This is a genomic window from Streptomyces tailanensis, from assembly GCF_008386495.1.
GTDB lineage: Bacteria > Actinomycetota > Actinomycetes > Streptomycetales > Streptomycetaceae > Streptomyces > Streptomyces tailanensis.
Genome location: NZ_VTHJ01000082.1, coordinates 1 through 26,126, shown reverse-complemented (window position 1 = coordinate 26,126; position 26,126 = coordinate 1). Strand labels below are relative to the sequence as shown.

Genomic DNA, 26,126 nt, shown 5'->3' with positions numbered 1-26,126 from the left:
GCGCAGCGGCCACGTTCCGGAAGCCGGAACAGCAAGGCGTGACACGGGCCGCCGCTACTACCGTCCGGACATGGTTCATCGAGCAGCCGGGAGGCGACGACATGGCAGGTAACGCGGGGTGGCTTGACGTGCACACCCATTTCGAGGTCCCCTCCTGGGAGGCGGCTCCGCGTCTGGAGCACATGGACCGCACCCGCGTCACGATGCAGTTGCTGTCCAACCTCTCGGTCAGCGATCCTGCGGGCGCTCGGGCGTCGAACGAGTTCGCCGCCTCCATGGTGGCCGAGCACCCCGGCCGCTTCGGGCTGCTCGCCACACTCCCGCTCACCGACGTGGACGCGGCCCTGGAGGAGATCGCGTACGCCAAGCGCGAGCTGGACGTTGACGGGTTCGCCACGCTGGGCGTCGTCGGCGGACGCTACCTGGGCCATCCGCGCTTCGCCCCCGTCTGGGCCGAGCTCAGCCGGCAGCGCGCGACCGTGCTTGTCCACCCCTCCCCCTTCAGCCGGCCGGTCCTGGACCTGCCCACCCCCTTGTTCGAGGTCGGCTTCGACACCGCGCGGGTTGTGGTCGACATGCTGTGGCACCGCACCCTTGAGGCCGCGCCGGACGTGCATGTCGTGCTTCCCCACGCCGGAGGGTGCTTCCCGGCCCTGTCCGGGCGAGTGAGCATGCTCGCCGGCGAGGACTGGGTGGGCAACACCCAGCAGGTCACCGCCGCGCAGATCGAACAGGCCGCCTCCCGGTTCTGGTACGACACTGCCATGTCCGGTTCCCTGCCGAGCCTGTCCGCACTGCTGGCCGTGACCTCTCCCGACCACGTCCTCTACGGGTCCGACTTCGGCGCACCCTGTGCCGGCGAGGACGTGCTGCAGCACAACGTCCGCCTGCTGCGTACCAGCCCTCTCCTCTCACCGGCCCAGCGCGACGGGCTGGGACGCCACGGCGCCGAACTCTTCCCCCGCGCCTTCGCCCGGATGCAGAGCCCTGCCACCGTCCAGGGCTGAGGAGGATCGGGCAACGAGGCGACCCGTCCGCGCCGGGAACAGCCGCTCAGCTGCGGAATCTCCCGATGCCGAGCCAAGCCCCGGCTCGTCAGGTTCCCGGTACGTGATCCAGGTCCATGTCCGTGACGTCCAGGTCGGTGGTCGACCACACCGGCACGATCGACGGACTGGCGTCGGCGAGCACGTCCAGGAGGACCTGGCGGCGCTCCGCGTAGGGACGTGGGCGCAGGTCAGGCAAGCCCGCCGCAGGATGGGCCAGGACGTCGAACGCCACGTACGTCGCGGGGTGCCGGTCGGCGAGCTCCCGGGCCCGGCGCGGCCTGGAGGGCGCGCGGGACTGCGCCGCCCGACGGCGGCTATCCCGGCACCGGGCTCGTCATGCCCCACCGCCGACGCAAGGGCGAAGACCTTCCGGACTGGAAGGAAGCACACAACAAGTCCCACAAGCAGGTCCGCGCCCGCGTCGAGCACGTCTTCGCACGCATGAAGACCTAGAAGATCCTCCGCGACTGCCGCCTCAAAGACGACGGAGTCCACCACGCCATGCTCGGCATCGCCCGGATGCACAACCTCGCCCTCGCCGGATAGACGAGCGGCCCGCACGACGGCCAACCACGCCCGAGGCAGCTCGGAGATCATTTACGGGACAACCCTTAGTGTCTTGTGATCCTGCTTCGTGGAACCTGAGGCTGGTTGGCTCGTTGGCCCCGGTCTCCTATCTCTGACCCACGGTGCAAGGTAGAGCCACCTCCGCTACCGGTTCCGGCGACGTGCGGCGGGGTCACGCTCCGCGACGTGCCGGGCGACCGCGTCGACGCCGGGGCGGGCGTACCGCTCCAGGGAGCGGACGGAGGCGTGGCGGGAGCGGGCCAGTAGCATCGGGGTGGAGGTGCCGCCCTCGGCGTCGTGTGTCAGGCCGGAGTGGCGGAGCCGGTGGAGTGTGAAGCCGTCCAGGTCCTCGATGTCCTCGGGTGAGGCGAGCGGGTTGGCCAGGAGCCGGGTGTTCTCCTCGAAGATCTCCTCGGCCCGGCGGTAGGAGAGGCGAGCACGGCCTGTCTCCGGGCACACGTCCAGCGTCGGTGTTCCGGCCGGGGCCTTGCGGTCGGTGAGGAACAGCGGGCCGCGGGTGCGGCGGGCGATCAGTCGGGGCAGGAGCTGGGCGGCGCCGGACTGCCAGTGAATCCACTCCGTCGCCCCGCCCTTGGCGGTGATCCTGCCCCGCTTGTCCTGCGGATACAGGTCCTCCACGTTCAGGCACAGCACCTCGTCGGCCCGCGCTGCCGACTCGTAGAGCATCTTCCAGAACGTCTTCTCCCGCAGGGCGACGTCCAGCTGCCACAGGGCGGCAATCTGGTTCTCGGCCAGAGCCTTGGTGCGGTCCGGTGGTGCCGGCCGCCGCTCAATCCCGATCGTCGGGTCGCCGTCGATCCAGCCCTGGCGCTGCCACCAGCCGATCGCCTTGCGTGCGATCGACAGTTCGCGGTTGACGGTGTCGGCGTCCATCACGTCCGCCCGCGCCGCCGCCAGTTCGGCCAGCACCTCCGGCAGCGCCGGGTCGTCGATCGCGGCGAGGGGGAAGATGGGCGGCTTCGCGCCCCGGCGGGCGGGTCCGGTCGGCGCCGGTTCGCCGGCGAGCATCCACCCCCATGTCGTCAGCGAGATCCGGTAGATCCGCGCGGAGGACTTCGCGATGCCCGCACCGGTGAGGTAGCGCTCGACCGCTGAGGTGTACGACGAGGGCGGGGCGGACAGCGGCACGACCCGGGCGCGCGGCAAGCGGAGCGTGCTCCCGCTCCCGAGTCCGGTTACCGGTTCGATCGTCACGCCGCCCCGCCCTTCCGGCACTGTCGCAGTAAATGCGTACACCTCGCCCCGGCGGCCGGAATGGCCCGCCGCAGGTCGCGGTGATCACGGTAGGGGCTCTGTCGCGGTAAATCCGGCATTTACCGCGGCAACTGAGAGAACCGATACAGGGGGCCGAGCATGCCAACTTCCTGCCTGTTGGCGACCCGCCTGAAAAGATGAAGGACATGGACGCTGTGATTGCTATCAGGGGTGACGACGAGGTTGGAGAGCTGGCCGCGCTTGCCGGCTGGCTCCGCGCGGAGCGCGAGCTGCAGGGCGCAGTCCGCGTCGTGCGCAGGGACATTACGGAGACGGAACTCGGCAGCGGGCTTGACATGGTCAGCGTCGCTGTGGGCTCCGGCGGCGTCGGCGTGGCGTTGGCCCAGTCACTGTCCGCGTGGCTGCGTACTCGACGTTCAGACGTCAAGGTGACTGTCACCGCCAACGGCCGCACCGTCGAGGTCGATGCCCGGCGCGTCAGCGACCCCATGGATCTGATCAACCGGGTGCTGGACGGCGACGATGACACCGGGAACTGAGCCAATTGACCGGTCCGGCTCCCGCGCCCTGCTCATCGGTGTCTCCACCTACCAGGATCCAGACTTCCCGTCCGTGCCTGCCGCCGGAAACAGCCTGCAGGGTATGCGCCAGATGCTCGTCGACGAGGAGTTGGGCGGCTGGTCCAACGACCAGGTCCTTCCCATCCCCGATCCAGTGGACTGCCGTCGTGTGATGAGCGATCTGCGTCGCCATGCTCAGAACACCAGCGGTGTGCTGCTGCTGTACTTCGTCGGCCACGGCACCGTCACCGAGAACGGGGACCTCGTACTCGCCGTGAGTGACACCATCGCCGATGAACCGGACGTAACCGGACTGGAGTACTCCAAGATCCGGAGCGTTCTGCGCGGAAGCCCCGCCAAAGTCAAAGCCGTTGTTCTGGACTGTTGCTACTCCGGTCGCGTTATCGATGTGCTCGGAGGGGATGGACAGCACCTGGCCGACATCACCGCCATACAAGGCGCCTACACCCTCACCGCAGCCGACCTCGCCGCGCACGCCGGGAAAGCCGACACCTGTACCGCCTTCACCGGGGAACTGCTCGATCTGATCGGCGCGGGGGTCGCCGGCGGCCCGCCTGTTCTGACCTTCGCGGATCTGTACCCCCACCTGAGGCAGAGGCTGCTCGCCCGCAACCTCCCGCGCCCCAACCAGCACGGCACGGATACCGCCGACAAATGCCCGGTGGCCAAGAACGCGTCCGGCAAGACCCCGACTACCGGGCAGGCAGCGCCCCCGGGCGGCCTCAGAGAACCTGACCACGCGGGGCCGAACCATCAGCCGGAGACGGCGAAGACCCGAACCGCCGCCCCGTCTCGTAGAAGGCGTTCCTGGCTGATCGCCGGGGCGGCGATTGTGGCCGCTGTGCTGGTCGCGGTCACGGCGTACACCCTGGGCGATCCCTTTGGCGACGGCAAAGAGGCGGCAGGCGGGGACGGCAGTTCGGGCCAGCAGGCGAACAAATTCCAGCTCGTGAAGCCCGGAACCCTCACGGTCGCCGTGGACGGCGTCCGTACTGGTAGCGCGCATAATCTTGCTGCCGCCGCCAACGACAGTGGCTGGCTCGACAAGACCACTGTCGAGGACAGAGACGTCTTCGCAAAACCCGGCGACTGGGTCGGTCCCGACCCCGACCTGGCCACAGCACTCGGCGACCGACTCGGCCTGCGGGTAAAGCTCGTCGGTATCGAAGTGTTTGGCCCAAGCAACCCGTTTGAGTTGCTTGGGACACAGTACGACGTGGTCATGCCGAGCTCGGAGTACACCTCCTTCGACGCAGAGGAACGGCAAAGCGTCGACTTCATCCACTACTTCGACTACGGATACACGGTCTACGCCCCATGGAAAACGGCCCAGAACATCCAATCCTGGGCCGACCTCTGCGGCATGCATGTCGACGGCGATGAGGAAGTGGTCCAGACGGCGTCCTACAAGGAGTGCGGCCCGAAACCGATCAAGCAGACCTCCGAGGACATCTTCGCGGTCCCGCGACTTCTCCGCGGCGGCTCCATAGACGCGGTGGTCACCGACCTTCCGTATGCCGTCCACGAAGCGAAGGACTCCGGCGGCGACTTCCACCTGCCAGACGGCGACCTGGTCGAAGACGCCCCCGTCGGCATCGCTGTGGACAGGACCAACACCGCACTGCGCGACGCCCTCCAGCAGGACCTCAACGCGCTCATCGACAGTGGCGAATACGGCAGACTTCTCACCAAGTGGGGTCTTGAGGACGGTGCCATCACCACTGCCCAGATCATCCGCGGCTGACCCCCGCCCTCGCCCGCGGCGCACTGCCGTTTCGCCGAGGGAATCCACCCACTCCAGGTGCGTGCGAGCCGTTTGAAGTGCGACCAGCTTGGGCCCTGGTGGACTTCTTCAGCCGGTTGTACCGCTTGGTGCCGTCGCTGTCACGCTCCTCCAGCAGCCGCAGCAGTCCGACTTCCTTGACCTCACCGCGTAGCCCGCGGCAGCGACCGAGAGTCACGCGGCCATCCGCAGCCGGCCCACCGCCTCGTTCTCGGGCGGTTCCATGTCCAGGTGCCAGGTCCCGAAGCGGCGGGTCTTGCTGGTGATATACGGGGTGACGGTGGCCAGGTCCACCGGGTCCACCTCCCAGCCCTCGTCGATGAGGTCGTTGGCCACCTTCGTGATGTCCACGGCGGTATGAAAAATGAGGCAGTTCGCCAGCAGCTCGTTGAACTTGATGGTCTTCTCCTGGTGGTCCGGGCCGTTGTCCTGGAGCACGTCGGAGGCGAACATCAGCCAGTTGCTGAACTTGTGGAACGCCTCGACCTTGTTCGTCATCGCCTGGATCGATTCGCGCAGCTCCGGTTCCGAGAGGAACCGGAGGAGCACGATCGTCCTCATGACCCGGCCGAGTTCGCGGTACGCCTGGTAGATGCGGTTGCGTTTGGACTCGTTGCCCAGCCTGCGCAGCAGAGCAGCCGAGGACAGCCGGCCCTCGCGGATCGACAGCACTACGCGCATGAGGTCCTGCCAGTGGTTCTCGATCAGCCGCCAGTTGATGACGTCCTTCTCCGGGTCGCCGAACAGCGGGTCGATGTGCTGGTACGTCACCGTCGCGCTGGGGCGGTAGAAGGTCAGGTCCTTCCAGTTGCGGATGCGTGGCAGCAGTTCCACACCGAGCATGTGCGCGAGCCCGAAGACAGGCAGCGACTGGCCTTGCGTGTCCCCGTGGACGATGTCCACGGTCACCTCGGACTGGTTCTTCAGCAGGCCCTCGAACAGATACACCGCCTCCCACACGCCACACGGGATGAAGTGGCTGAAGAGCGCGATATAGGTGTCGGACACGTGTCTCATCGAGATGCCGCCAAATCCCCCATACCGGATGTGGGACTGGGCCAGCATGTTGTTCTCCCAGGTGTCGTACTGGGAGCCGTCGATCCCGGCCTTGCCGACGTCGCCCCACACGTGCGCCAGGTCGAGCTGGATGAACATGTCGATCACGTCCGCCGAGGCGGCGTTCAGCTTCTCCGCGGTGCTGTGCTGGTTGCCCGCGAGCGAGAGCTCGTGCACCGAGACCTTTTGCCGCATGTGCCGGGCGACCTGCGCGGGGCCCGCGTTCGTCCCGTAGCAGAAGACCGTCAGGACGTAGCGGGCAAGCTTGTCGCGGATCTTCGGATCGCTTCCGGAGGCCGGGCCGAAGTGCCGCCACCACTGGATCCAGTACGCCGTGCGGGCGAGCACATCGAGCAGGCTCCACTCCGGCAGCCGACGCAGGATCTCCGCCTCCAGGTCCTGCGCGGACTTACGGCGCTCCTTGCCCTTGCGCGGGGTGAGCACGATCTTCCCCGACGCGGTGTCGATGGTCAGGTCCGCGTCGTCCGGGTACCCGGCGTCCACCTTCGCGGCCGTCGCGTTCAGCTTCTGCTTCAGGGCCGCGGTGAACGCCGGGGCGGTGGCGGGCAGTCCGGCCTGCTCGCAGTAGTCGGCGACCAGCGACTCGCACGACTGCCAGGACAGCAGCTGGTCGTGCAGGTTGGCGTACGACTCCGAGCCGATGACCGCCACGTCTCCGGTCCGCAGCTCCTGGGTGAGGTAGAAGAGCGTGCACACCTCGAAGTGCCGCCGGTTGATCTTCCCCGGCTTGTGCTTGTCGAACAGGATGCGCTGCCACATCTGCGAGGCGAAGTCGGCCGACACCGTCTTCGTCTCCTCGGTCCCGTCCTCCTCGGTGACGGTGTACGTCACCGGCACCCACTGGCTGCCGCGATGCCGCATGGCCTGGCAGAACTCCACCGCCTGGAGCACACAGTCGTCGGTGGAGGTGGCGACCATCGACAAGATCTCGGTCAGGTCGAACAGGACCTTGCGGTGGCTGCGGAAGTGCCGCCGCATCAGCGGCGCGTAGTTGTCGCCATGGTGGGCGGAGACCAGCTCGTGGTCCTCCGAGAGCTTGGCCAGGCCGCCGGCCTTCTCCAGTCACTCCAGCACCGCCTTGCCGCACTCGGCGTGCACCGCGTTCTGCCTGCGGGCATTGGTGGGGATGGTGACCGACTCACCGTCGAAGCCGACCGCGTCCTTGGCCGCCTCCAGCGCCTCACCCAGCACGGCGATCAGCCGCTCGGACTCCGCCCGGTGCCGCTCACGGATCTTCTCCAGATCCTCCTTCGCCTTCTTCGTGATCGACCCCATGCGCTTGCACAGCATCGTCACCAGCTCGTCCCGGGCCCGCACCTTCGCCATGTGCAGCAGACTCGCCAGCAGCGCACACCGCTTGACCACGCCGACCTTGGACATCTCGGCGGCGTCCAGCACCTTCGCCTGCCCGGCGAAGTGCTCCACCTTCCCCGGCGGAACCCGCTGAAGCCACGTCGCCGTCGCCCCCAGCGCTTCCAGCCTGTCCAAGCGGGCCAGATGCTCTCGCAGATGGGAGACCGTCGGCGCCTTCGCCGGCCGCTTCAGCTCGTCGAACCTGCTGCGACCACCCGCCGGCACCCGCAGCAGTCCCAGCAGCCGGGCGCGGTCGACCTCGTCCATCCGCGACACGATCGCCGCGAAGAAGTCCTCGTTCACCTCGGTCCTGATAGCCGAGGCCATCTCGTCCAGCGTGCTGTAGCCGGGCAGCTCCATCCTCGCCTTGACCAGTTTCTCCAGCGCCACGTTGATCAGGTCAGCCGGATTGACCTGGGTCTGCACGGCCTCCCGAATCGCCCCTGCGGCCCCGGGCCTTCTCTATGTCGTAGACCACGCCGAGCCGTTCACGGATGAAGTCCCGCTGCCGCGCGGCCGTACGCACCGAGTCGTGCCGCGGCGACACGCTCTCGTCCTGCTCCAGCAGGCCGCGCACATGCCCGACCACCAGCTCCGGCACTTCGCCCAGGTCCGGGAAGTAGCCCAGTTTCTGGTAGCTCTTCAGCATCACCACCAGCGCCAGCAGATGCTCCGGCGAGCGCGCCTTACCCCGCGCCCATGCCACCTCGGCCGTGCCGGGGGTGAACGCCTCGTGCAACTCACGAAAGGAGATCGTGCGCTTGAACCGCGGGTACGCGGTACGTTCCACCGAAGCCATGCGCCGCATGATCCCGGCCGCTCCCCCCGTACGGAGCACACGCAGCCGAGCCGATCACAGACATCGCAAGCACATGACCAGGGCAGAAGCCATCCAGTCACCCCGCCGCGAATCATCAGAAGAACCCACGAACGGGTGACCCGCCGGCAGCTCAGAGAGCCTCAGATCACCACCGCTGACGGCCTACGGCACGTTTCCGGCGTACTCCGGCTGCTCTCCTCGTTGTACGGCAGCGCGGCCCCGTACCCGCTGAACGTGCCCGGCACCCACGAGTACTTGTCCGTCAGGCCCCATACGGTGACCCCGGCGCAGCGCGGGACACCCAAGCTGTTTACGCCAAGGGATTCGTAGCCTGTGGACTCAAGAGGCGGCACAGGGCAACGCAGCGGAGTTGTGATGGTTCGGCTGCGGAGCGGCGGGTGTCACGTCCGGGGCGGGGTCTTGTGGCGACGCGGGGCCCCGTCAACGGCCCCTACCTCACCCCGAAAATGGCCGGGTGGGGCCGGACGCAAACGACGTATCACCGCCAGTGATGCCCGTTGTGTAAACCCGGCGCTTTAGCGACGAGTAGTTGACGTTGGCCTTCATCGAACTGGGCACCCCACCGACACGAAGTGGGACCGGAAGCCGATGCCGTGCAACGGCACGCCCAGGTTGCCTTGCGGACACGGACACGGACACGGACACGGATGTGTGTGGGAGGGGGGCGGCCGGGCCTGGACCCGACCGCCCCCACTCAATCGCTGCTACTTACCGATCTCGGAGAAGACGAAGGAGAACTCCGTCGGCTCGGCACGCAGGTGGTACTGCGGCAGGGCGCCCGGTCCGCAGGACTGGGAGCCGATGCCCATCTGGCCGTGGTCGAGGTTGACCCATACCGTGTCGCCGGCCCGGAGGTCGGTGAGGTGCTCGGCGGCGTCCAGTTGTTCGGTGGTCCAGCGGCGGGCCGTGAACCAGAACTCCGGGTCGCCGTCGACGCGCAGGCCACCGAGCTCCGCCCAGCGGACGTCGGGGCGGGCGCCGTTCTCCTGGGGGCGGACGTACGGGGTCTGGAGTTCGTCGACCGTGGAATGCCAACGGCCCAGCATGGACGCCGACTTGGTGTCCGAGTAGCCCTCGCCGGGGCCACCGCCGTACCACTTCACGGCATCGGCGGAGGAGAGGCCGAAGCGGATGCCGAGCCTCGGGAGCGGGACGGTCCAGTCGCCCTCCGGGTCCACCGACACGGTCAGCTTCAGGCGCGTGCCGTCCGAGGTCCAGCGGTACGTCGTCCGCAGGCCGATCTCCCAGGCCGCCGGCGCCACCCGGGTCCGTACCGTCAGCGCGTCCTCGGCCAACTCCACGCCGTCCAGGCGGTGTTGCATGCGATGGAGGCCGTACTTGCGCCACAGCAGGCCGTAGCGTGTGTCGTCCTGCCAGGACGCGCCGTCGTCGTTGTCGGTCGGCGCCCGCCACACATCCAGGCGCAGCCCGGTCACGTCGACACCGCCGATGGTCTTCAGCGCGCCCGAGCGGGCGTCGAAGGAGGCCGGGCCGAGGTAGATCAGCTTCTCGCTCGCTGTGGGGCCGTCACCGGGTACGACGGTCGGCAACGGGCGTTCTGTCACCGGGAGTTGGGCCCACGCCACCTGGTGGTCCTTCTTGCCCCACGCAGTGTCCTCGGCCAGCAGCGCCCGTACGGTCCACAGCGCCTCGCCGCCCGGTCCGCCCGACGGAGGCTGCGGCAGCTTCACCTCGGCCGACTCGCCCGGCGCCAGCGCGGGCACCGACAGCGGGCCGTGCTCCACCGTCTTGCCGTCGACCTGGTACGACCACTCGAAGGACAGCGAGGAGAGGTCCGCGAAGTCGTACGCGTTCCGCACCCGTACGGTCCCGTCCGCGCCGTCGCCCTCGATGCGGACCGGCTCGATGACCTTCTTGAACTCGACCAGGCCGGGGGATGGCGTGCGGTCCGGGAAGATCAGGCCGTCGCAGACGAAGTTGCCGTCGTGCAGCTCCTCGCCGAAGTCGCCGCCGTAGGCGTAGCCCAGCTCCGGGTGCTTGACGCCGTGGTCGATCCACTCCCAGATGAAGCCGCCCTGGAGGCGCTCGTACGCCTCGAAGATGCGCTGGTAGTCGGCGATGCCGCCGGGGCCGTTGCCCATGGCGTGGCCGTACTCGCACTGGATGAAGGGGAGCGCCCGGCGCTTGTGGGTGCCGCCGTCCAGGCCCTGGCCGATGCGCTCGACCTCGGCGTGGTCGGTGTACATACGGGAGTAGACGTCGGTGTCGCGGCAGTTCCAGTCGCCCTCGTAATGCACCAGGCGGGAGCTGTCGCGGCCGTGGATCCACTCGGCCATGGCGGTGAGTCCGCGGCCGGTGCCGGCCTCGTTGCCGAGGGACCAGATGACGACCGAGGGGTGGTTCTTGTCCCGCTCGACCATGCGGGCCGCGCGGTCCAGCAGGGCCGGGGTCCAGCGGTCGTCGTCGACGGGGTTGTCCCGCCAGGCCTGCTCGGTGAAGCCGTGGGTCTCCAGGTCGCACTCGTCGATCACCCAGAGGCCGTACTCGTCGCACAGGTCGAGGAAGGCGGGGTGCGGCGGGTAGTGCGAGGTGCGTACGGCGTTGATGTTGTGCCGCTTCATCAGCAGCACGTCCTCGCGCATGGTCGCCAGGTCGAGGGCGCGGCCCTTGACCGGGTGCCACTCGTGGCGGTTGACGCCCTTGAAGAGGATCGCCTTGCCGTTGACCTTGAGGAGACCGTCCTCCAGGGCGACCGTACGGAAACCGATCCGCAACGGGACGCGCTCGCCCGCCGTGATCAGCTCACCGTCGTACAGCTTCGGCGTCTCCGCCGTCCACGGCACGACCGCGACCGTCACCGGCTCACCCGTCGCGACATCGATGTCCAGGGCGGGCACGAGGACCCGCCCGTCGACGTCGGAGTCGACGCGCAGGGTCCCGAGGCCGCCCCCGTGGTCGTAGGAGGCGTGCACGAAGAAGTCCAGGGCGCTGTCCACAGGGCGGTGCAGCAGGGTGACGTCCCGGAAGATGCCCGGCAGCCACCACTGGTCCTGGTCCTCCAGGTACGAGCCCGCCGACCACTGGTGCACGCGGACCGCGAGGACGTTGCGGGCCGGCTTCAGCAGGTGCCCGACCGTGAACTCGTGCGGTAGCCGGGAGCCCTTGAACTCGCCGATCTCCGTGCCGTTCAGCCATACGCGGGCGCAGGACTCCACGCCGTCGAAGCGGACCACGGCGCCGCCGTCCGCGGGCCAGCCCTCGGGCAGGTCGAAGTACCGCAGATGGTCACCGGTCGGGTTCTCCGTCGGCACCCTCGGCGGGTCCACCGGGAACGGGTACAGGTGGTTCGTGTAGATCGGCGCCCCGAAGGCCCCGTCGCCCTGGAGCACCCAGTGGCCGGGGACGGTCACCTCGGCCCAGCCCCCGGCGTCGTACCCCTCGGCGGCGAACGAGTCGTCCTCGGCGTCGGCGGTCGGCGACAGCCGGAAGCTCCAGCCGCCGTTCAGCGAGAGGGACTGGGCGTCGGAGGACGCGTACCAGGCGCGGGGCGGCAGTGCCCCGCTGCCCGGCGACACGTCCTCGACGTACGTGGCCATTGTGGTGCGGAAAGACATCGGTCTCCTTGCTGGTTCCTAGCCCTTGATGCCAGTCTGCGCGATGCCCTGCACCAGCCAGCGCTGGAGGAAGAGGAACACGAACACCAGCGGCAGGATGGAAACGGCCGTGGCCATGAAGATCATATGGAAGACCACGGTCTGGTTGGTCATGTACGAGGAGAGCGCGACCTGCACCGTCCAGGCGCCCGGGTCCTGGCCGATGACCAGCGGCCACAGGAAGGCGTTCCAGCCCTGGATGAAGGTGATCGTCGCCATCGCCGCGAAGAAGTTCAGCGAGTTGGGCACCACGATGCGCCAGTACGCACCCCAGTAGCCCAGTCCGTCCACGCGCGCCGCCTCCTCCAGCTCCTTGGGGAACCCCAGGAAGTACTGCCGGAACAGGAAGCAGGTGAAACCACTGAACAGGCCCGGAATGATGAGACCCCGGTACGTGTCCACCCAGCCGAGCGACGACACCAGCACGAAGCTCGGGACGAAGGTGACCGCGGTCGGGACCATCAGGGTCCCCAGGACGGCGTAGAAGATCTTGTTGGCGTGCTTGTACGGGATGCGGGCGAGACCGTAGCCGGCGAGGGAGCAGAGCAGCAGGACGCCGACGGTGTGCAGGGTGGCCACGACCGCCGAGTTCCACAGGGACTGGGCGAAGGGGACCGTCTCGTCGGTGAACAGCTCGCCGATGTTGCCCCACTGGATGTCCGTGGGGAAGAACTTCCAGTTCTCGCCGGTGATCTCGGCGTCCGTGGACAGGGCGTTGCGGAGGAGGATGTAGAAGGGGACCAGGAAGAGGAGGGCGGAGACGCCGGTGGCGATGTAGAGGCCGGTGGAACTCATCACGCCGCCGCCGCGCTTGACGCGGCGGGGCTTGCCTGATGCCGGCGCGGACTTCCGCACCTCGGGCATGGTGGTGGTCACTTGGACTCGTCCCCCCTTCCGAAGCCCATGAGCTTGCCCTGGAGCAGGGTCACGGCACAGATCAGCACGGTCAGGATGAGCGCTCCCGCGCTGCCGGCGCCGTAGTCCTGGCTCTCGCCCAGGGCCTTGTAGTACAGCTCCATGAGGGGTGGGCGGCCCCAGGTGGTCTTCGACAGCAGGTTGAAGAACTCGTCGAAGGCCTGATAGGCGGCGACCAGCAGCAGCAGGATCACCGCGGTGGACGTGGCACGCAGCTGGGGCAGGGTGATGTACCAGAAGGTCTGCCAGCCCGGCTTGGCGCCGTCGATGGCGGCGGCCTCGTACAGCTCGTCCGGAATGTTCTGCAGCGCCGCGATGAAAAGGATCATGTAGAAGCCGGACTGCAGCCACAGCCGGGCTGTCACGATGACCAGCCAGTACCAGGGCGGGTTGGGGTCGATCAGCCAGGCGATGTTGTCGATTCCGAACCAGCCGAGGACCGTGTTCATCAGGCCGAAGCGGACGCCGCTGAAGATGGACATCTTCCAGATCAGCGAGGCGGCGACATAGCTGACGGCGGTGGGCAGGAAGAACACCGAACGGAAGAACGCCCGCATGAAGCGCAGCCGGTTCACCAGCAGGGCCAGGCCCAGGGAGAGCGCCCAGGTGGTGGGCACGATGAACGCGGCGAAGACGGTGAAGGTGCCGAGCGAACCGACGAAGTCGTCGTTCGTCAGCATGTACGCGTAGTTCTCGAAGCCGACGAACTCGTCGGGCGTGACGGTGAAGCGGGCCTCGAAGAAGCTGAGCCAGAGGCTCCAGAGGATCGGCGCGTAGACGAAGATCGCCAGGCCGATGAGGAACGGCCCGGTGAAGAGCCAGAAGTTGAAGGTGGGGCTGCCCCGCAGACCCCGCCGCGGCTTGGCCGGTGAGGCCTTCGCCGAGGCGGGGCGCGCGAGGTCGCGCGTCGTGGTCGTCGACATGTCGTGATCCGTCCCGCGGTCTACCCGACCTATCCGAACAGCTTCTTGAGCTCGCGGTTGACGGCCGTGTCGCACTTGTCGAGGGCGGCCTCCGGGTCCATGTCCTTGCGGACGCAGTTGGCCCAGACGTCCTCCATGGCGGTGCGCATTGCCTGGGTCCAGCCGATGTTGTCGAAGTGCCCGAACTCGTTGAACAGCCGGACGCCTTCAGCGGCGTTACCCGACTTGAGCTTGGTGGCCTCCTTGGCGAGCGAGGCCCGCGGCGGGATGTGGAAGCCGTAGGAGGTGGCCCAGTCCTCCTGGTACTCCTTCTGGTCGATCCACAGCCACTTCACGTACTCCTTGGCCGCCTCGACGTTCTTGCCCTTGGCGTTGACGAACATCGACCAGCCGCCGTTGTAGACCGACTGCTTGCCGGAGTCTGTGACCTTCGGGAAGGGGAAGATCCCCCAGTCGTCGCCGAGCGCGTCCTGGATCTGCGGCATTGCCCACATGCCGCAGAACTGGATGGCGCACAGGCCCTGGTTGAGCGAGGAGGGGTCCCAGGACTCGGTCGGGGCGCCGAGGAGAAGGTCGCCGCTGGTGAACAGCTTGCGCATCTTCTTCAGGCCCTCGACGACGCCATCGGTGTGATAGGCGATCTCGTTGTTCTCGGTGAGGTGCTGGGCGCCCGCCGACCAGATCAACGTGTCGTTGACGTTGTGCAGGTCGTTGCCTATGTACAGGCCCTTGACCTTGCTGGTCGTGAGCTTGGCGGAGATTTCCATCAGCTCGTCGAGCGTGGTCGGGACGTCGACCCCCGCCTCCTCGAACATCGACTTGCGGTAGAAGAAGAACTGCGGGTCGTCGATCATCCGGACGCCGTAGATCTTCCCGTCGACCGTGTGCGACTGGATGTCGGCCGGGTTGAAGTCGTCCTTGACCGGCTCGATGATGTCGGTCAGGTCCGCCACCTGGCCGCTCTTGATCATCTGTATCTGCGGGTGGAACTCGAAGACGTCGGGCGCGTTGTCGGTGAGCAGCGTCGAGAAGAGCTTGCTCTCGAAGTCCGCGCTGGTGATCCATTGCGTGGTCACGTTGGCTTCCTTGTAGGCCTTCGCGTACTTCTTGATGGCCTGTTCGGTGCCCGCCTCGCCGTACGCGTGGAACATCTGCACGAGGGTCTTGCCCGAACCGCCGGCGCGGCCGGTGTTGCTGCCGCACGCGGCGAGTCCGCCGGCGGCGGCCAGGCCCATGGCGGCCCGCAGTACGGAGCGGCGGTCCCAGTTGCTGTTGCTCATTGCCGACATGCTGACGTCCTTGTCTCGAGTACGGCTGCGGCTCTGTGCCTCGACGGTTCTGCGGCTCAGATCCAGATGGCTCATTGACTCAAAGAGGCTTGCGGTGCGGGACGTTAACCTTCGGCTAAGGCTTCGGCAAGGGGTTGGGCGAAGTCTGTTCGAAGCGTTGTATTCGGTTCGGGGTTCCGAACGTCCAAGCGGTGCAAAGGGGTTGGAGCGGAGGGAGAGCGGAGGAGGGGGAGAGGGCCGCCGGGGTCAGGGTCCGGCGGCCCTCGGCTCATGGGCGTACCACTGCTGTGACCAGTCCTGAAGGGTCAACGGGCATCCCTTCCGTCGTCACGAAAGCGGTGCGGTACGGCTCCTGGTGGGGGCGGTGCGTTTGGCGGGTCGTTGACTGATCGAGGAGAGCGCCCCTTCGAGGGCGAAGGTCGCCGCTCCCAGGCATACCGGGTCGGTGGGGATGGGGGACAGGACGATCTCGGCGGCGGCCAGCGGGCGGCGCAGCGCGTGCCGGGCCACGGCCTCCCGCACCTCGGTGAGGAGCGGTTCGCCGAGCGTGGCCGCGACCCAGCTGCTGAGCACGACCACTTCGGGGTTGAGCAGATTGACGAGGTCCGCGATACCGGCGGCCAGATAACGGGCCGTGTCGCGGACCACCTTGACGGCGACCGGATCCCGGTCGGCGACTCCCCGGGCCAGGGCGTCGATGGTGGCGGTCTGGTCCTCCGGATGCAGCAGCGTGCTCTGCGGGCTCAACTCCCGCAGATGCAGCATGATCCCGGGCGCCCCGACATACGTCTCGACACACCCGTGGTTGCCGCAGTGGCACAGCCGCCCGTCCAGCACCAGCGTGGTGTGCCCCCACTCGCCGGCGCTGTTGCTGACCCCCCGGTGCAGCCCGCCGCCGAGCACCAGCCCGGCGCCGACACCTGTACCGAGATTGACGACCACGGTGTCGCCCCGACCCCGGGCGGCACCGAACCACAGCTCGGCGACCGCGCAGGCCCGCAGCGGATTGTCCAGGTACAGCGGATACGCGATGTGCTCGGCGAGCAGATCGAGCAGCGGGACGTCGTGCCAGTCCCAGTTCGGGGCGTACTCCGACACCCCGCCCTCCCGGTCCACCTGACCCGGCACGCTCACCCCGACACCGAGCACCCGCGCGCCCTCGACCCCGGCCTGCGTGACCACCGAGCCGACGGCCGCCGCCACATGCCCGACGACCTGCTCCGGCCGGCTCTCACCGGGGCGCATGTCCTCGTCGGCGCGGGCCAGCACGTTCAGCGCGAGGTCGAAGAGCTCGACACGGACGTACGTCTCCGCGATGTCCACGCCGATCAACGCGCCCCCCGACGTGTTGACGGCCACGAGCCCGCGGGGGCGCCCGCCCGCCGAGTCCTCGAACCCGACCTCCGTGATCAGCCGCAGGTCGAGCAACTCGCCGACCAGCGTCGCGACCGTCGCCAGACTCAGTCCGGTGGCCGCCGCCAGCTCCTGCCGGGACGTGGGAGACTCGGCGATGATCTGGCGCAGCACCTCGTAGCGGTTCGCGGTGCGAATGTCGCGTGACGTGCGCTTCACCGACGACACAGTGCCTCTATCCCTCCAGGACATGGCGAGGCATTGTTGCCCCGGCGCGGCGCAAGGCTATGGCGCCGGGGGGCTTTCGACAAGGGGTTAGGAAAGGGGGTTAGGAAAGGGGCTTTATAAAGTCCCGGCCAGCATCCACGCCCCGACGGGGCTGCGGAGGTGTGTCTGATCGCGGCTCCTTCGCGGGGCGCTCACGCGCCGAGCACATCCCGTACGAAGGCATTGCGGAACTTCCCCCTCGGATCCACCGCATCGGCCAGCTTCCCGAAATCACCCAGCCTTGGGTACAGACCACGCAACGTGCCGGCCGGAACCGTGAACACCTTCCCCCAGTGCGGCCGAGCCTCGAACGGCGCGAGCGCCTCCTCGACCCGCCCCACCACCGGCAGTACGGCCTTCGCGTCGGCGACCCACGTGAAGTGCAGCGCGACGGTGTCCCGCCCGTGGGACGGGCTGAGCCACTGCCCATCGGCAGCCACCGTACGAACCTCGCAGACCTGCAACACGGGCGCCACGGCCTCCCGTATCCGGTCCAGCTCCCGCAACGCGGCCATGGCGTGAGACCTTGGCAGCAGGAACTCCGACTGCAACTCGTCCCCGCTGCTCGGCGTGAACTCCGCCCGGAAGTGCGGCAGCCGCTCGTGCCACGGACCGGGCACCCCGAACTGCTCGGTGCAGTTCACGGCGGGCATTCCCGGCACCGGGTGCATGGCCTCGGTCGCCGGCGCCGCCCACGGGAAGTCGAGCGGCGCCTGATCGGTCCGCCGCTTGACCCAGACCTGGTCGAACCCGGAGTGCCGCCAGCGGGTGAAGAGACTCACGCTGTACGCCGACGCGGATACGGCGGCGAAGTCCAGCCCGTCGAGGGGCAGTTGGCCGAACACATGCTGGCTCACCTCGAAGGCCGGCTCCAGGTCGAGGGTGAGCGTGGTGACCACGCCGAGGGCGCCGAGCGAGGTCACCGCCCCACCGAAGCGGTCGTCGCCACGGGCCAACGACAGCGTCGTACCGTCCGCCGTGACCAGCTCGACCTCCCGCACGGCCGCCGCGAGCGGTCCGTTGCCGTCGCCCGACCCGTGGGTACCGGTGGCCACCGAGCCCGCCACGGAGATGTGCGGGAGGGAGGCCATGTTGTGCAGGGCGAGGCCGTGGGCGTGCACCGCGCGGGCCAGCTCCGCGTACCGGACCCCGCCCCCGACCCGTACCGTACGGGCCGCCGTGTCCACCTCGATCACCGGCGGCAGCGCGGTCAGGGAGAGCAGGACGCCGTCGGCGCCGGGCTCGGCGATCTCGTTGAAGGAGTGCCCGCTGCCGAGCACCCGCACCCTCCCGCTGTCCGCGACGCGCGCCCACAGCGCGTCGAGCGAGTGCGGCCGGTGCAGTTCCTTGGCGGTGTACGTGATGTTCCGGGCCCAGTTGGTCAGGGTCTCGGTGGTCATGCGTTGATGTCCCTCCACGATCCGCGATCCGCGCGTTGTTGCCGTGGCCGTTGCCGTAGCCGCCGGCTTGTCCGGGACATCCTCCATGGCGGCGTACGGTTCCGTGGAACGGTCCATTGACCCTCTCGCGCGCGCCTGTCACCGTAGAGGTCGGTTGCCGACCCCCAACCCTCCCTGCTGGAAGGTCACTTCCTTGCCCGAGCGTCCCCGCGCGCTGTTCGCCATGACCGCCGAGAATGTTCCCCAGGTCTTCCCGCCGGACGTGCTGGCCCGGCTGCGGGACGCCGTGGACATCGATCCCGCTCTGGTCGTCGAGAGCACCGAGGATTTCGCCGGCCCCCGGTTCCGGGAGGCTCTCGCCGAGGCCGAGGTGCTGGTCACCGGATGGGGGTGCCCCCGGCTGGACGAGGCGGTCCTCGACGCGGCGCCCAAGCTGCGGGCGGTCCTGCACTCGGCGGGCTCGGTGAAGGGGTTCGTAGCCCCGGCCGTCTGGGAGCGCGGGATCGCCGTCTCCACGGCCGCCGACGCCAACGCCGTGCCCGTCGCCGAGTACACGCTGGCCATGATCCTGCTCGCCGGCAAGGACATCCTCGGCTCCCGCGACCGGCTACGCGCCGAGCGGGCCCACCCAGGCTGGGGGTTCGTCCCCGGTATCGGCAACCACGGGCGCCACGTCGGAGTCATCGGCGCCTCCCGTATCGGCCGCCGCCTCATCGACCTGCTCCGCCCCTTCGACCTGCGGGTCGCCCTCACCGACCCGTACATCGACGAGGCCGGGGCCGCCGCCCTGGGCGTCCCCCTGCTGCCGCTCGACGACCTCCTCACCGGCTCCGACATCGTGACCGTCCACGCCCCGGACACCCCCGAGACCCACCACCTCATCGGCCGCCGCGAACTCGCCCTGATGCCCGACGGGTCCGTCCTCATCAACACGGCACGCGGCGCGCTCGTCGACCACGACGCCCTGATCGACGAACTACGCGCCAGCCGCCTGACCGCGATCCTCGACGTCACCGACCCCGAACCCCTGCCCCCCGACTCCCCCCTCTTCACCCTCCCCAACGCCTTCATCACCCCCCACCTCGCCGGCTCCCAGGGCAACGAGGTGGCCCGCCTGGGCCTGGCGGTGACGGAGGAGGCGGAACGGCTGGCGGCGGGAGGAGAGTTGGCGTACGCCCTGGACAAGGCGGCGTTGGTGTACACCGCGTGACGCGCGACTGATGTGTCAACAGCACGTCGGCCCCCACTGTCTGCGGGGCCGATCGGCGTACCGTTCTGAGTGTCTAGGTCAGAACGGAGTTCAGCATGCCACACCCAACTCGCCGGGACACCGGTGGAATCGGGGCGCGCATCGAAGAAGTGAGCGCTCTGCGCGGCTACTCCCTCAGGGAACTCGGACGCCGCGCCAACGTCTCCCCGTCGATGCTCTCCCGCATCATCACCGGACAGCGTCAGGCCAGTCCGGCCATCGTCTCCGCCGTCGCCCGTGCCCTCTCCGTCAGCATCTCGGTCCTGCACGGCCAGCCCTACATCCACCAGCTCCAGGCGGACCAACTCGACCGCCTGACCACCCCGATCAGCGCCGGTCTGGACGACTGGGACATTCCCCTCGGTGAGGGCGACCCACCACCTCGGACGCTCACCGACCTGCGTTCCACGGTGGCCACGCTGGAGCGGCGGCGCGCCCGAGCCGAATACATCGAGATCGCCCACGAACTCCCCGCGCTGCTCGCCGAGGTCAACGCCCATGTCCTCACCCAGCGTTCAGGAAACGCTTTGGAACAGGCCGCGTGGCTCCAGGCGGAGTTGTGCCGAACGGTGTACGTCGTCGGCCGTCAGATCGGGTTCCTGGACCTCGCCCGGCTGGCCCTGTCCCGGATGGCTGTCGCGGCTCCGCAGTCCGGGGATCCTCGGCAGGTCGCCATCGAGAGGTGGGACCGTGCGCAGTTGATGGCAGACGCGGCTCGCCACGACCGTGGGGTGCTCCTGGTCAAGCAGGCCCTCAAGGACCTCGACGACGACGGACAGCGGGCCACGAAGGCGGTTCGGGGCGCCCTGCACCTGAAAGGGGCGATTCTCTCCAGCCGCCGGGGGGACGTCAGCGGAGCGTATGACTGGCTGGGGGCCGCCGGCGAGATCGCTGCGGAGACGGGGGAGACTCGTGATTACGGGCTCGTGTTCGGCCCGGTCAACGTCGTGATCCACGGCATGTCGGCGTCCAGCGACAGGGACCGGCACGCCCGTGCCCTGGAGGAGGCCCGCAAGGTTCGCCTGCCGGACGACTACCCGGAGGCCCGTGCCGGCCACTACTGGGTGGACCGGGCCCGCGCGGAGACATGGACGGCGAAGCACGGGGACGCGTTCGCCTCGCTGGCGAAGGCGCGGAAGGTGGCGCCTCAGCAGACCCGGTACCACCCCGGCGTGCACGAGACGGTCGCGACTCTGTTGCGGGCGCGGGCGAAGGCACCGGGGGAGCTGCTGGAGTTCGCGAACTGGTGCGGCGTTTAGCGGTTCGGTCAACGCTGGTCAAGGTCCTGGGTGTTGACAGCCAGTCAACGCCAGGGCCTTGCCAGGTCGGCACGATGTGACGGTACCTACCAGTCCGTCCATGGAGCCGACCTTGACCGACCCGCACACCACGATGGACCCGCCGCCCCTCCTCGGACTTCCGCCCGACGACCCGGTGCCGCTGCCGGACTACGGGGTGTGCGCCGCGCTGGTCCGGCAGAGAGCGGAAGCCAGGGCGCGGGGCGACCTGTCCCGGGTGTCGGACTACAACGTCGAGATCCGCAATCACCACCGGCCGCCGCGTCGCAAGCGGAGGAAGGCGTGAGCGGAAGGGAGCGGGGGCGGCTCACCAACCACCGGACGCGGCGACTCGTGATCCCGGACCACCTGCCCGGTGAGACGGAGTACGGCGCTTTCATCAACCACATGACCGGCTGCGCGGAGTGCGGATACGGGCAGGTCCAGTGCGAGCGGGCCGCCGAGCTGTGGCAGGCGTACAAGCAGGCCAGGAGACCTCCGAAGCAGCCCATCTGAACCGGGCGGTCCGCACGCTCGCCGGGCGACTGCCACCGCCGCCGGCGCCCGGCAACCGTTGTCTATATTTCCGTGCCGATCGAAACACTTTCTTCCACCCGGCATCTTGTTTACCTGGGGAACAGCCGCCTAGCTTCCATGGAGACCGTTTTCTATAACGACGCCCGGCCGGGAGGATCCCGCATGCCCGTCTCCAGAAGATCCGTCCTCACCACGGCCGCAGTCGGCACGGGCACGCTCGCTCTGACCGGCGGCTGGTCCCCGGCGGTTGCCGCCGTGTCGGCCGAGGAGGCCGACACGGCGCCGGAAGGGGCGAGACGGATCGACCTCGTCGACTTCGGCAACCCCGACTCCGAGGCCGCCCACGACTTCCACGGCTCCGACACCGAGGTCGTCGACGGCAACGCGGGGGACCGGGCGCGCGTCGCCAAACCCCTCGCCGCCCCCGGCGTCAAGGGCGGCGACCTCCGCTTCATGGTTGCCGTCGACCCGGTCCACCAGAACTTCCTCACCGTCAAGTTCTGGGGCGGCGACACCTCCACGTACAAGACGATCGCGTACATCAACGGCGAGCAGATCGGCTACCGCCGTTCCGGTGACTACGAGGCGCTCAACACCGGCACCAACCGGCCGCTGCCCGGCCGTTTCTTCTACGCGACGATCATGCTGCCCCTGGAGCACACCCGGGGCCGGTCCCGGGCCGAGATCACCCTGCGCACGTACGACGGCGCCTTCACCAACAAGGTCACCGCCGACTCCCGCGGCTACTACCGGGCCTACACCCACACCGGCGCATACCTCGCTCTCGATGACGATCCGCAGGCCGACTTCACCCCGCCCACGGCCACGGTTCCCGACCTCGAGGACACGGCCAAGCAGGCCCTCGTCGACGGCTATGTCGCCGACCAGGTGAAGCTCTTCAACTCCCTGTCGGCGAAGGTCGACGCTTCGGCGAAGGGCAATCTGTCGGTCGTCCGCTATGTCGAGGAGCTGTTCTTCTACGCCGGTGCGCTGGCTCGGGCCTCCTGGTGCCCGGCGAGGACACCGGCCGAGAAGAACGCCGCGCTGCTGCGGGTCTTCAAGTGCCTCGACAACCACACCAAGGACTACTACGCCAACACCAAGCTGCTGGCCCGGGGCGGCCACCAGGGCGACTGGGGCGGCTACTACGGAGCACTCGGCCAGGCGCTGTACCTGGTCGAGAACGTCATCGCCGACAACGATGTCTACGGCCGGGACGCTTTCGAGGCCTTCCTCGACGAGCCGTTCACCACCGGCACGCAGGAGGGCGAGACCTCGCTGAAGGACGTCGGCTGGGACGGCGGCCCGCTCACCCGGCGCGGCGCGTGGGAACGCGTCCTGAAGGCCAACTTCGACTACGCCCGCTCGCGGCTGTCGTACATCTACAACCAGGTCATGTACACGTATGAGGGCGCCTGGGAGGCCCACGAGGGGTTGCGGGTCATCGGCTCGGAGTTCTACGAGGGACGGGCGCGCAGCCACCGCATCGTCGGGGAAGCCCTCGGCTGGGAGCCCTTCCTCGGCGAGGAGGTGCTGGTCGGCCCCGACGGGCAGGACCTGGACCTCTTCCACTCGCTCTTCTACCACGACACCACGGCCCGCTGGACCGCCGACTACATCAAGTACGTCATCAAGGGTTTGGCCCGTTCCAAGCTCGACAAGGACGGCAACGTCGTACGCCGTCTGCCGCTCGGCACCCGCTACACGACCATGACCGAGGCCGGCCACACCCGCGAGAACGGCTACGTCGCCAACTACGGCGAGGCCACCAACTACCTCCCCGAGTGGTTCCACCGCACCTGGGGCCACGCCGGCGACGAGGAGCTCAACGACCACATCCTCCGCACCGCGCTGCGTAATCTGCACGCCCGCTCCCACGCCCGTATGACCGACCTCGACGACAACCTCAAGCGGTTCATGCGCATGGAGATGGTCATCGACGAGCGCAACACCAACTACCCCGGTTTTCCCGGGTATGTGCTGAGGATCTCCGAGGGCAAGATCCTCCACTACGTCTCCCTGGCCCACCACATGGCCGAGCACGCCGAGCGGTACGCGGGCGACGCGTGGCGGACCACCCGCGAGCACGCCCGCGAGGCCGTCGGCTTCGCCCAGCAGCAGCTCGCCGACCACCAGTACTTCAGCACCTTCTCCTCGGTGAAGGCGAAGTACAAGTACGACCTCGAACTGGCCGAGACCTGGGGCTGGTTGAAGGATCAGGCGCCGACCGGCGTCGTCCACCCGCACACCGACTTCGCGTACTACACCGCCACCGAGCTCACCGCGCTCGGCGTACGGACGGGCGACTACGAGCGGTTCGCCTGGGTGGACGTGGACTGCATGTTCGTGTCCCTGCGCGACGGCGACACACACCTGTGGGGTCACCTCAATGAACGCCAGCGCGGCTTCGCCCGCAACGGCCGGCTCCATGTCCGGCACCCGAACCGCGACCACATCGTGCAGCTGCAGACCAACGGGCTCTTCCGCTACGAGGACTACTGGGCCCGCATGGACAACATCGACGTCGACTTCATGGAGGACCAGCAGACCGGCGACGGCACCGCGCCCCAGGCCCTCGCGGGCGAGATCGCGCCCATCACGTACCAGCCCGGCGTCGGCACGGTCCACCGCGAGAACTTCGAGGCCGACCACGCGTACTCCGGCTACCCGGACCTGCTGACCGCCCGCTACGGCCGCTACCTCTTCGTCTTCAACACGACGCGGAAGGCGTACGGCAACGAGCGGGCGTACGAGGTGGAGGTGCCGTCCGCCGGGGACCGTGTCCTCGATCTGGTCAGCGGCGAGGAGCTCCCGGTGCGGGACGGGAAGGTGCGCGTTGCGCCGAAGACCGGTCTGGTGCTGCGGCTGTCGACGGCGACCGTCGCCGAACTCCCGCCCCCCCACGTCGACTTCGTCCACACCCTGCCCGGCGACGGCTCGGTCACCGTCACCTGGCAGACCACCGCGAGCGCCACCCACTACGAGGTCCGGCGTGCGACGCGACGGCAGGGCCCGTACAAGGTGCTCGCGGCCGAGGTGAAGGGCCGGCACTTCGTCGACGAGTCGGCGCGGCTCGGCGAGACGTACTTCTATACGGTGACGGCGGTCAACTCCCTTGGGAACGGCTGGACTTCGCATACGGTGGAGGTGGAGGCCGAGCCCTCGGAGTCGCCCGCGCTGCGGAACTCCGGCTGGCGTGACGATGCCCTCTTCGAGGCGCGGGCCGGGAGCGCGGTCGTACGCGGCGGGGCGATCAGGGTGCTCGGCGCGCGCGGCGACGGGCTCGGCGAGGGGGACGACTACGACGTACTGACCCGGGACATCGAGGATGAGCTGCACTTCGTCAGCCGCCCGGCGGCGGGGAGTTTCACGCTCACGGCGCGGATCGACAGCGCGCGGGGGCCGCTCACCGGCCTGATGCTGCGCGACCGGCTCACGGCGAACACCCGGCACGTGTACTTCGGCGCGGACGCCGCCGGCGGGCTCGTCTTCCACAACCGCACCCGCGACAGCCGCCACGACTGGCAGGACGACATCCGTTCCCCGATCACCCGGAAGCTCGACGGCCGCAGCCTGGCCGCCACGCCGTACCTGCGGCTCGTCCGGGACCTCAGCACCCATCGCGTGCACGGTCAGGTGTCGGCGGACGGCCGGACCTGGGTGACGGTCGCGAGTCTGTTCTCCCCGTTCCCGTACGCGGTCCATGCGGGTGTCGCGGCGACGGGTGACGCCCGGTTCGCGAAGGTGGCGGTGGACGGCCTTGGGGCGAACCCGGTGCTCGTCGGCGTCGAGCGGGACGGGGACACCGCGACCGTTCGCTGGAACAAGCCGGAGGATGCCCTCACGTTCACCGTGGCGCGTTCGGCGGATGGGGACACCTGGGAGGACGTCGTCTCCGGCACCCGGTCCTTCGCGTATGAGGACAAGGGGTTGCGGCACGGCACGCGGTACTACAAGGTCACCGCGGCCCTTGTCGGCGGGGGCACCCGGGTCTCCGCGGCCGCCGTGGCCGTCGCCGAGACCTTCGCCGACGTGCTCGCCCGGGCGCGGGCGACCGACGCCGCCGCGTGGACGAAGAAGAGCTATGCGGCCTTCACCGCCGAGCTCGATCGGGTGGAGGGACAGAGCGGGAAGGACGAGGACACGCTGATCGACGAGGTGTACGCGGCGTACGAACTGCTTGTCTCCCGCGAGACGTTGCTGCGGCGGACGGGGGTCACCGCGGCGATGGTGAAGGCGTCGACCATCTCCTGGCCCGGCACTGGGACCCAGGCGTCCAACGGGTGGAAGGCCTTTGACGGTGACGCCTCGACGTATACGGACACCCTTGCGGCGGACAGTTGGATCGACATCGACGCGGGGGCTGGTGCCGGTGGCGCTTTGCGGGTGGACAAGCTTCGGGTTCTGCCGCGTGGGGGGTTCGCGTCGCGGGCGACGGGGACGGTGCTGCGCGGCTCGGCGGACGGTGGGGTGACCTGGGCGGACCTCCACACCATCGGTGCGACGATCGACGGCGCCTGGTACGAGGCCGTCCTGCCGGCCACGGCCGAGTACCCACTGCTCCGCCTCCACGACGCCCACAACGGGCGGTGCAATTTGGCCGAGGTGGAGTTCTGGTACTACGCGCCGGAGGACTGAGCAGGGCCTTTGTCGCCCCGGCCGCCCCTACCCGTTCCCGTCCCCAGGGGCTGCTGCCCCTTCGACCCCGCCCTGCCTTCCAGCTCGGTCGGGATGGTGGGTTGGCGGGTGCGGGTAGGTGGGGGTTGTTCGCGCAGTTCCCCGCGCCCCTGAAAGACACGGCCCTGCGGGCCGAAA

At 68.7% G+C, this 26,126-nt stretch carries 20 protein-coding genes and 1 pseudogene; 9 read left to right on the top strand and 12 right to left on the bottom strand.

What is annotated here, in order from left to right:
- Positions 1 to 101 precede the first annotated feature (101 nt).
- Positions 102 to 1,007 (top strand): amidohydrolase family protein, encoded by a 906-nt coding sequence (locus tag F3T56_RS40700; protein ID WP_149830499.1) that lies wholly within the window; start codon positions 102 to 104, stop codon positions 1,005 to 1,007.
- Between the two features lie 88 nt (positions 1,008 to 1,095).
- Here F3T56_RS40700 and F3T56_RS46680 read toward each other — a convergent pair whose 3' ends face one another.
- Positions 1,096 to 1,245, bottom strand: coding sequence for a hypothetical protein (locus F3T56_RS46680; protein WP_172639381.1), 150 nt, complete (start codon positions 1,243 to 1,245; stop codon positions 1,096 to 1,098).
- A 110-nt stretch (positions 1,246 to 1,355) separates the two neighbouring features.
- Between F3T56_RS46680 and F3T56_RS40695 the strand changes: the two are divergent.
- Positions 1,356 to 1,595 (top strand): annotated as a pseudogene (locus F3T56_RS40695) (transposase); the annotation flags it as partial.
- A gap of 165 nt (positions 1,596 to 1,760) precedes the next feature.
- Here F3T56_RS40695 and F3T56_RS48850 read toward each other — a convergent pair.
- On the bottom strand, positions 1,761 to 2,831 hold the full coding sequence (locus F3T56_RS48850; RefSeq protein ID WP_246204354.1) for a tyrosine-type recombinase/integrase: 1,071 nt from the start codon (positions 2,829 to 2,831) through the stop codon (positions 1,761 to 1,763).
- 197 nt (positions 2,832 to 3,028) lie between these two features.
- Here F3T56_RS48850 and F3T56_RS40685 point away from each other — a divergent pair, with 197 nt between their 5' ends.
- Positions 3,029 to 3,391 (top strand): effector-associated constant component EACC1, encoded by a 363-nt coding sequence (locus tag F3T56_RS40685; RefSeq protein WP_149830498.1) that lies wholly within the window; start codon positions 3,029 to 3,031, stop codon positions 3,389 to 3,391.
- The gene (locus F3T56_RS40680; RefSeq protein WP_149830497.1) at positions 3,375 to 5,177 is read left to right on the top strand and encodes a caspase, EACC1-associated type; all 1,803 of its coding nucleotides are present in this window, start codon (positions 3,375 to 3,377) and stop codon (positions 5,175 to 5,177) included. Before F3T56_RS40685 ends, F3T56_RS40680 begins: the two co-directional genes overlap by 17 nt.
- A gap of 213 nt (positions 5,178 to 5,390) precedes the next feature.
- Here the strand turns inward: F3T56_RS40680 and F3T56_RS40675 are convergent, their stop codons facing one another.
- The 10 genes from F3T56_RS40675 to F3T56_RS40630 all read right to left on the bottom strand — a co-directional run bounded on the left by F3T56_RS40675 (position 5,391) and on the right by F3T56_RS40630 (position 18,248).
- The gene (locus tag F3T56_RS40675; RefSeq protein WP_149830496.1) at positions 5,391 to 7,271 is read right to left on the bottom strand and encodes a Tn3 family transposase; all 1,881 of its coding nucleotides are present in this window, start codon (positions 7,269 to 7,271) and stop codon (positions 5,391 to 5,393) included.
- An 84-nt stretch (positions 7,272 to 7,355) separates the two neighbouring features.
- Complete coding sequence (locus F3T56_RS40670; RefSeq protein ID WP_172639380.1) at positions 7,356 to 8,072, bottom strand: DUF4158 domain-containing protein; 717 nt, start codon at positions 8,070 to 8,072, stop codon at positions 7,356 to 7,358.
- Positions 8,047 to 8,445, bottom strand: a complete 399-nt coding sequence (locus tag F3T56_RS49550) for a DUF4158 domain-containing protein (RefSeq protein WP_172639379.1) — start codon at positions 8,443 to 8,445, stop codon at positions 8,047 to 8,049. The genes F3T56_RS40670 and F3T56_RS49550 overlap by 26 nt, the downstream gene beginning before the upstream one ends.
- A 161-nt stretch (positions 8,446 to 8,606) precedes the next feature.
- On the bottom strand, positions 8,607 to 8,819 hold the full coding sequence (locus tag F3T56_RS40660) for an endo-1,4-beta-xylanase (RefSeq protein WP_342787055.1): 213 nt from the start codon (positions 8,817 to 8,819) through the stop codon (positions 8,607 to 8,609).
- A 372-nt stretch (positions 8,820 to 9,191) separates the two neighbouring features.
- Positions 9,192 to 12,062 carry a glycoside hydrolase family 2 TIM barrel-domain containing protein gene (locus tag F3T56_RS40655; RefSeq protein WP_149830493.1) on the bottom strand — a complete coding sequence of 957 codons (2,871 nt, stop codon included), beginning with the start codon at positions 12,060 to 12,062 and terminating at the stop codon, positions 9,192 to 9,194.
- 18 nt (positions 12,063 to 12,080) lie between these two features.
- On the bottom strand, positions 12,081 to 12,977 hold the full coding sequence (locus F3T56_RS40650) for a carbohydrate ABC transporter permease (RefSeq protein WP_425473731.1): 897 nt from the start codon (positions 12,975 to 12,977) through the stop codon (positions 12,081 to 12,083).
- Positions 12,974 to 13,939, bottom strand: coding sequence for a carbohydrate ABC transporter permease (locus tag F3T56_RS40645; protein ID WP_149830492.1), 966 nt, complete (start codon positions 13,937 to 13,939; stop codon positions 12,974 to 12,976). Before F3T56_RS40645 ends, F3T56_RS40650 begins: the two co-directional genes overlap by 4 nt.
- Before the next feature lie 29 nt (positions 13,940 to 13,968).
- Complete coding sequence (locus F3T56_RS40640; RefSeq protein ID WP_149830491.1) at positions 13,969 to 15,228, bottom strand: ABC transporter substrate-binding protein; 1,260 nt, start codon at positions 15,226 to 15,228, stop codon at positions 13,969 to 13,971.
- Between the two features lie 327 nt (positions 15,229 to 15,555).
- Positions 15,556 to 16,833, bottom strand: coding sequence for an ROK family transcriptional regulator (locus F3T56_RS40635; protein WP_172639378.1), 1,278 nt, complete (start codon positions 16,831 to 16,833; stop codon positions 15,556 to 15,558).
- Between the two features lie 167 nt (positions 16,834 to 17,000).
- Complete coding sequence (locus F3T56_RS40630; protein WP_149830489.1) at positions 17,001 to 18,248, bottom strand: FAD-binding protein; 1,248 nt, start codon at positions 18,246 to 18,248, stop codon at positions 17,001 to 17,003.
- A 193-nt stretch (positions 18,249 to 18,441) separates the two neighbouring features.
- Between F3T56_RS40630 and F3T56_RS40625 the strand changes: the two genes are divergently transcribed.
- The 5 genes from F3T56_RS40625 (at position 18,442) to F3T56_RS40605 (ending at position 25,949) form a co-directional block, all read left to right on the top strand.
- The gene (locus F3T56_RS40625; protein ID WP_149830488.1) at positions 18,442 to 19,458 is read left to right on the top strand and encodes a hydroxyacid dehydrogenase; all 1,017 of its coding nucleotides are present in this window, start codon (positions 18,442 to 18,444) and stop codon (positions 19,456 to 19,458) included.
- A 95-nt stretch (positions 19,459 to 19,553) separates the two neighbouring features.
- Positions 19,554 to 20,756, top strand: coding sequence for a helix-turn-helix domain-containing protein (locus F3T56_RS40620; RefSeq protein ID WP_149830487.1), 1,203 nt, complete (start codon positions 19,554 to 19,556; stop codon positions 20,754 to 20,756).
- Positions 20,757 to 20,856: 100 nt separating this feature from the next.
- Entirely contained in the window at positions 20,857 to 21,081 is a 225-nt protein-coding gene (locus F3T56_RS40615; protein ID WP_149830486.1) for a hypothetical protein, read from the top strand.
- The gene (locus F3T56_RS40610) at positions 21,078 to 21,290 is read left to right on the top strand and encodes a hypothetical protein (protein ID WP_149830485.1); all 213 of its coding nucleotides are present in this window, start codon (positions 21,078 to 21,080) and stop codon (positions 21,288 to 21,290) included. The genes F3T56_RS40615 and F3T56_RS40610 overlap by 4 nt, the downstream gene beginning before the upstream one ends.
- A gap of 183 nt (positions 21,291 to 21,473) precedes the next feature.
- Positions 21,474 to 25,949, top strand: a complete 4,476-nt coding sequence (locus F3T56_RS40605) for a fibronectin type III domain-containing protein (protein ID WP_149830484.1) — start codon at positions 21,474 to 21,476, stop codon at positions 25,947 to 25,949.
- Positions 25,950 to 26,126 lie beyond the last annotated feature (177 nt).

Coding starts and splice junctions, on each gene's coding strand:
- F3T56_RS40685 (WP_149830498.1), top strand. CDS start 3,029: ATGAAGGACATGGACGCTGTGATTGCTATCAGGGGTGACGACGAGGTT.
- F3T56_RS40655 (WP_149830493.1), bottom strand. CDS start 12,062: ATGTCTTTCCGCACCACAATGGCCACGTACGTCGAGGACGTGTCGCCG.
- F3T56_RS40700 (WP_149830499.1), top strand. CDS start 102: ATGGCAGGTAACGCGGGGTGGCTTGACGTGCACACCCATTTCGAGGTC.
- F3T56_RS40645 (WP_149830492.1), bottom strand. CDS start 13,939: ATGTCGACGACCACGACGCGCGACCTCGCGCGCCCCGCCTCGGCGAAG.
- F3T56_RS40675 (WP_149830496.1), bottom strand. CDS start 7,271: ATGCGGCGGCACTTCCGCAGCCACCGCAAGGTCCTGTTCGACCTGACC.
- F3T56_RS40605 (WP_149830484.1), top strand. CDS start 21,474: ATGCCCGTCTCCAGAAGATCCGTCCTCACCACGGCCGCAGTCGGCACG.
- F3T56_RS40635 (WP_172639378.1), bottom strand. CDS start 16,833: ATGTCCTGGAGGGATAGAGGCACTGTGTCGTCGGTGAAGCGCACGTCA.
- F3T56_RS40620 (WP_149830487.1), top strand. CDS start 19,554: ATGCCACACCCAACTCGCCGGGACACCGGTGGAATCGGGGCGCGCATC.
- F3T56_RS49550 (WP_172639379.1), bottom strand. CDS start 8,445: ATGGCTTCGGTGGAACGTACCGCGTACCCGCGGTTCAAGCGCACGATC.
- F3T56_RS40640 (WP_149830491.1), bottom strand. CDS start 15,228: ATGTCGGCAATGAGCAACAGCAACTGGGACCGCCGCTCCGTACTGCGG.
- F3T56_RS40680 (WP_149830497.1), top strand. CDS start 3,375: ATGACACCGGGAACTGAGCCAATTGACCGGTCCGGCTCCCGCGCCCTG.
- F3T56_RS40615 (WP_149830486.1), top strand. CDS start 20,857: ATGGAGCCGACCTTGACCGACCCGCACACCACGATGGACCCGCCGCCC.
- F3T56_RS40630 (WP_149830489.1), bottom strand. CDS start 18,248: ATGACCACCGAGACCCTGACCAACTGGGCCCGGAACATCACGTACACC.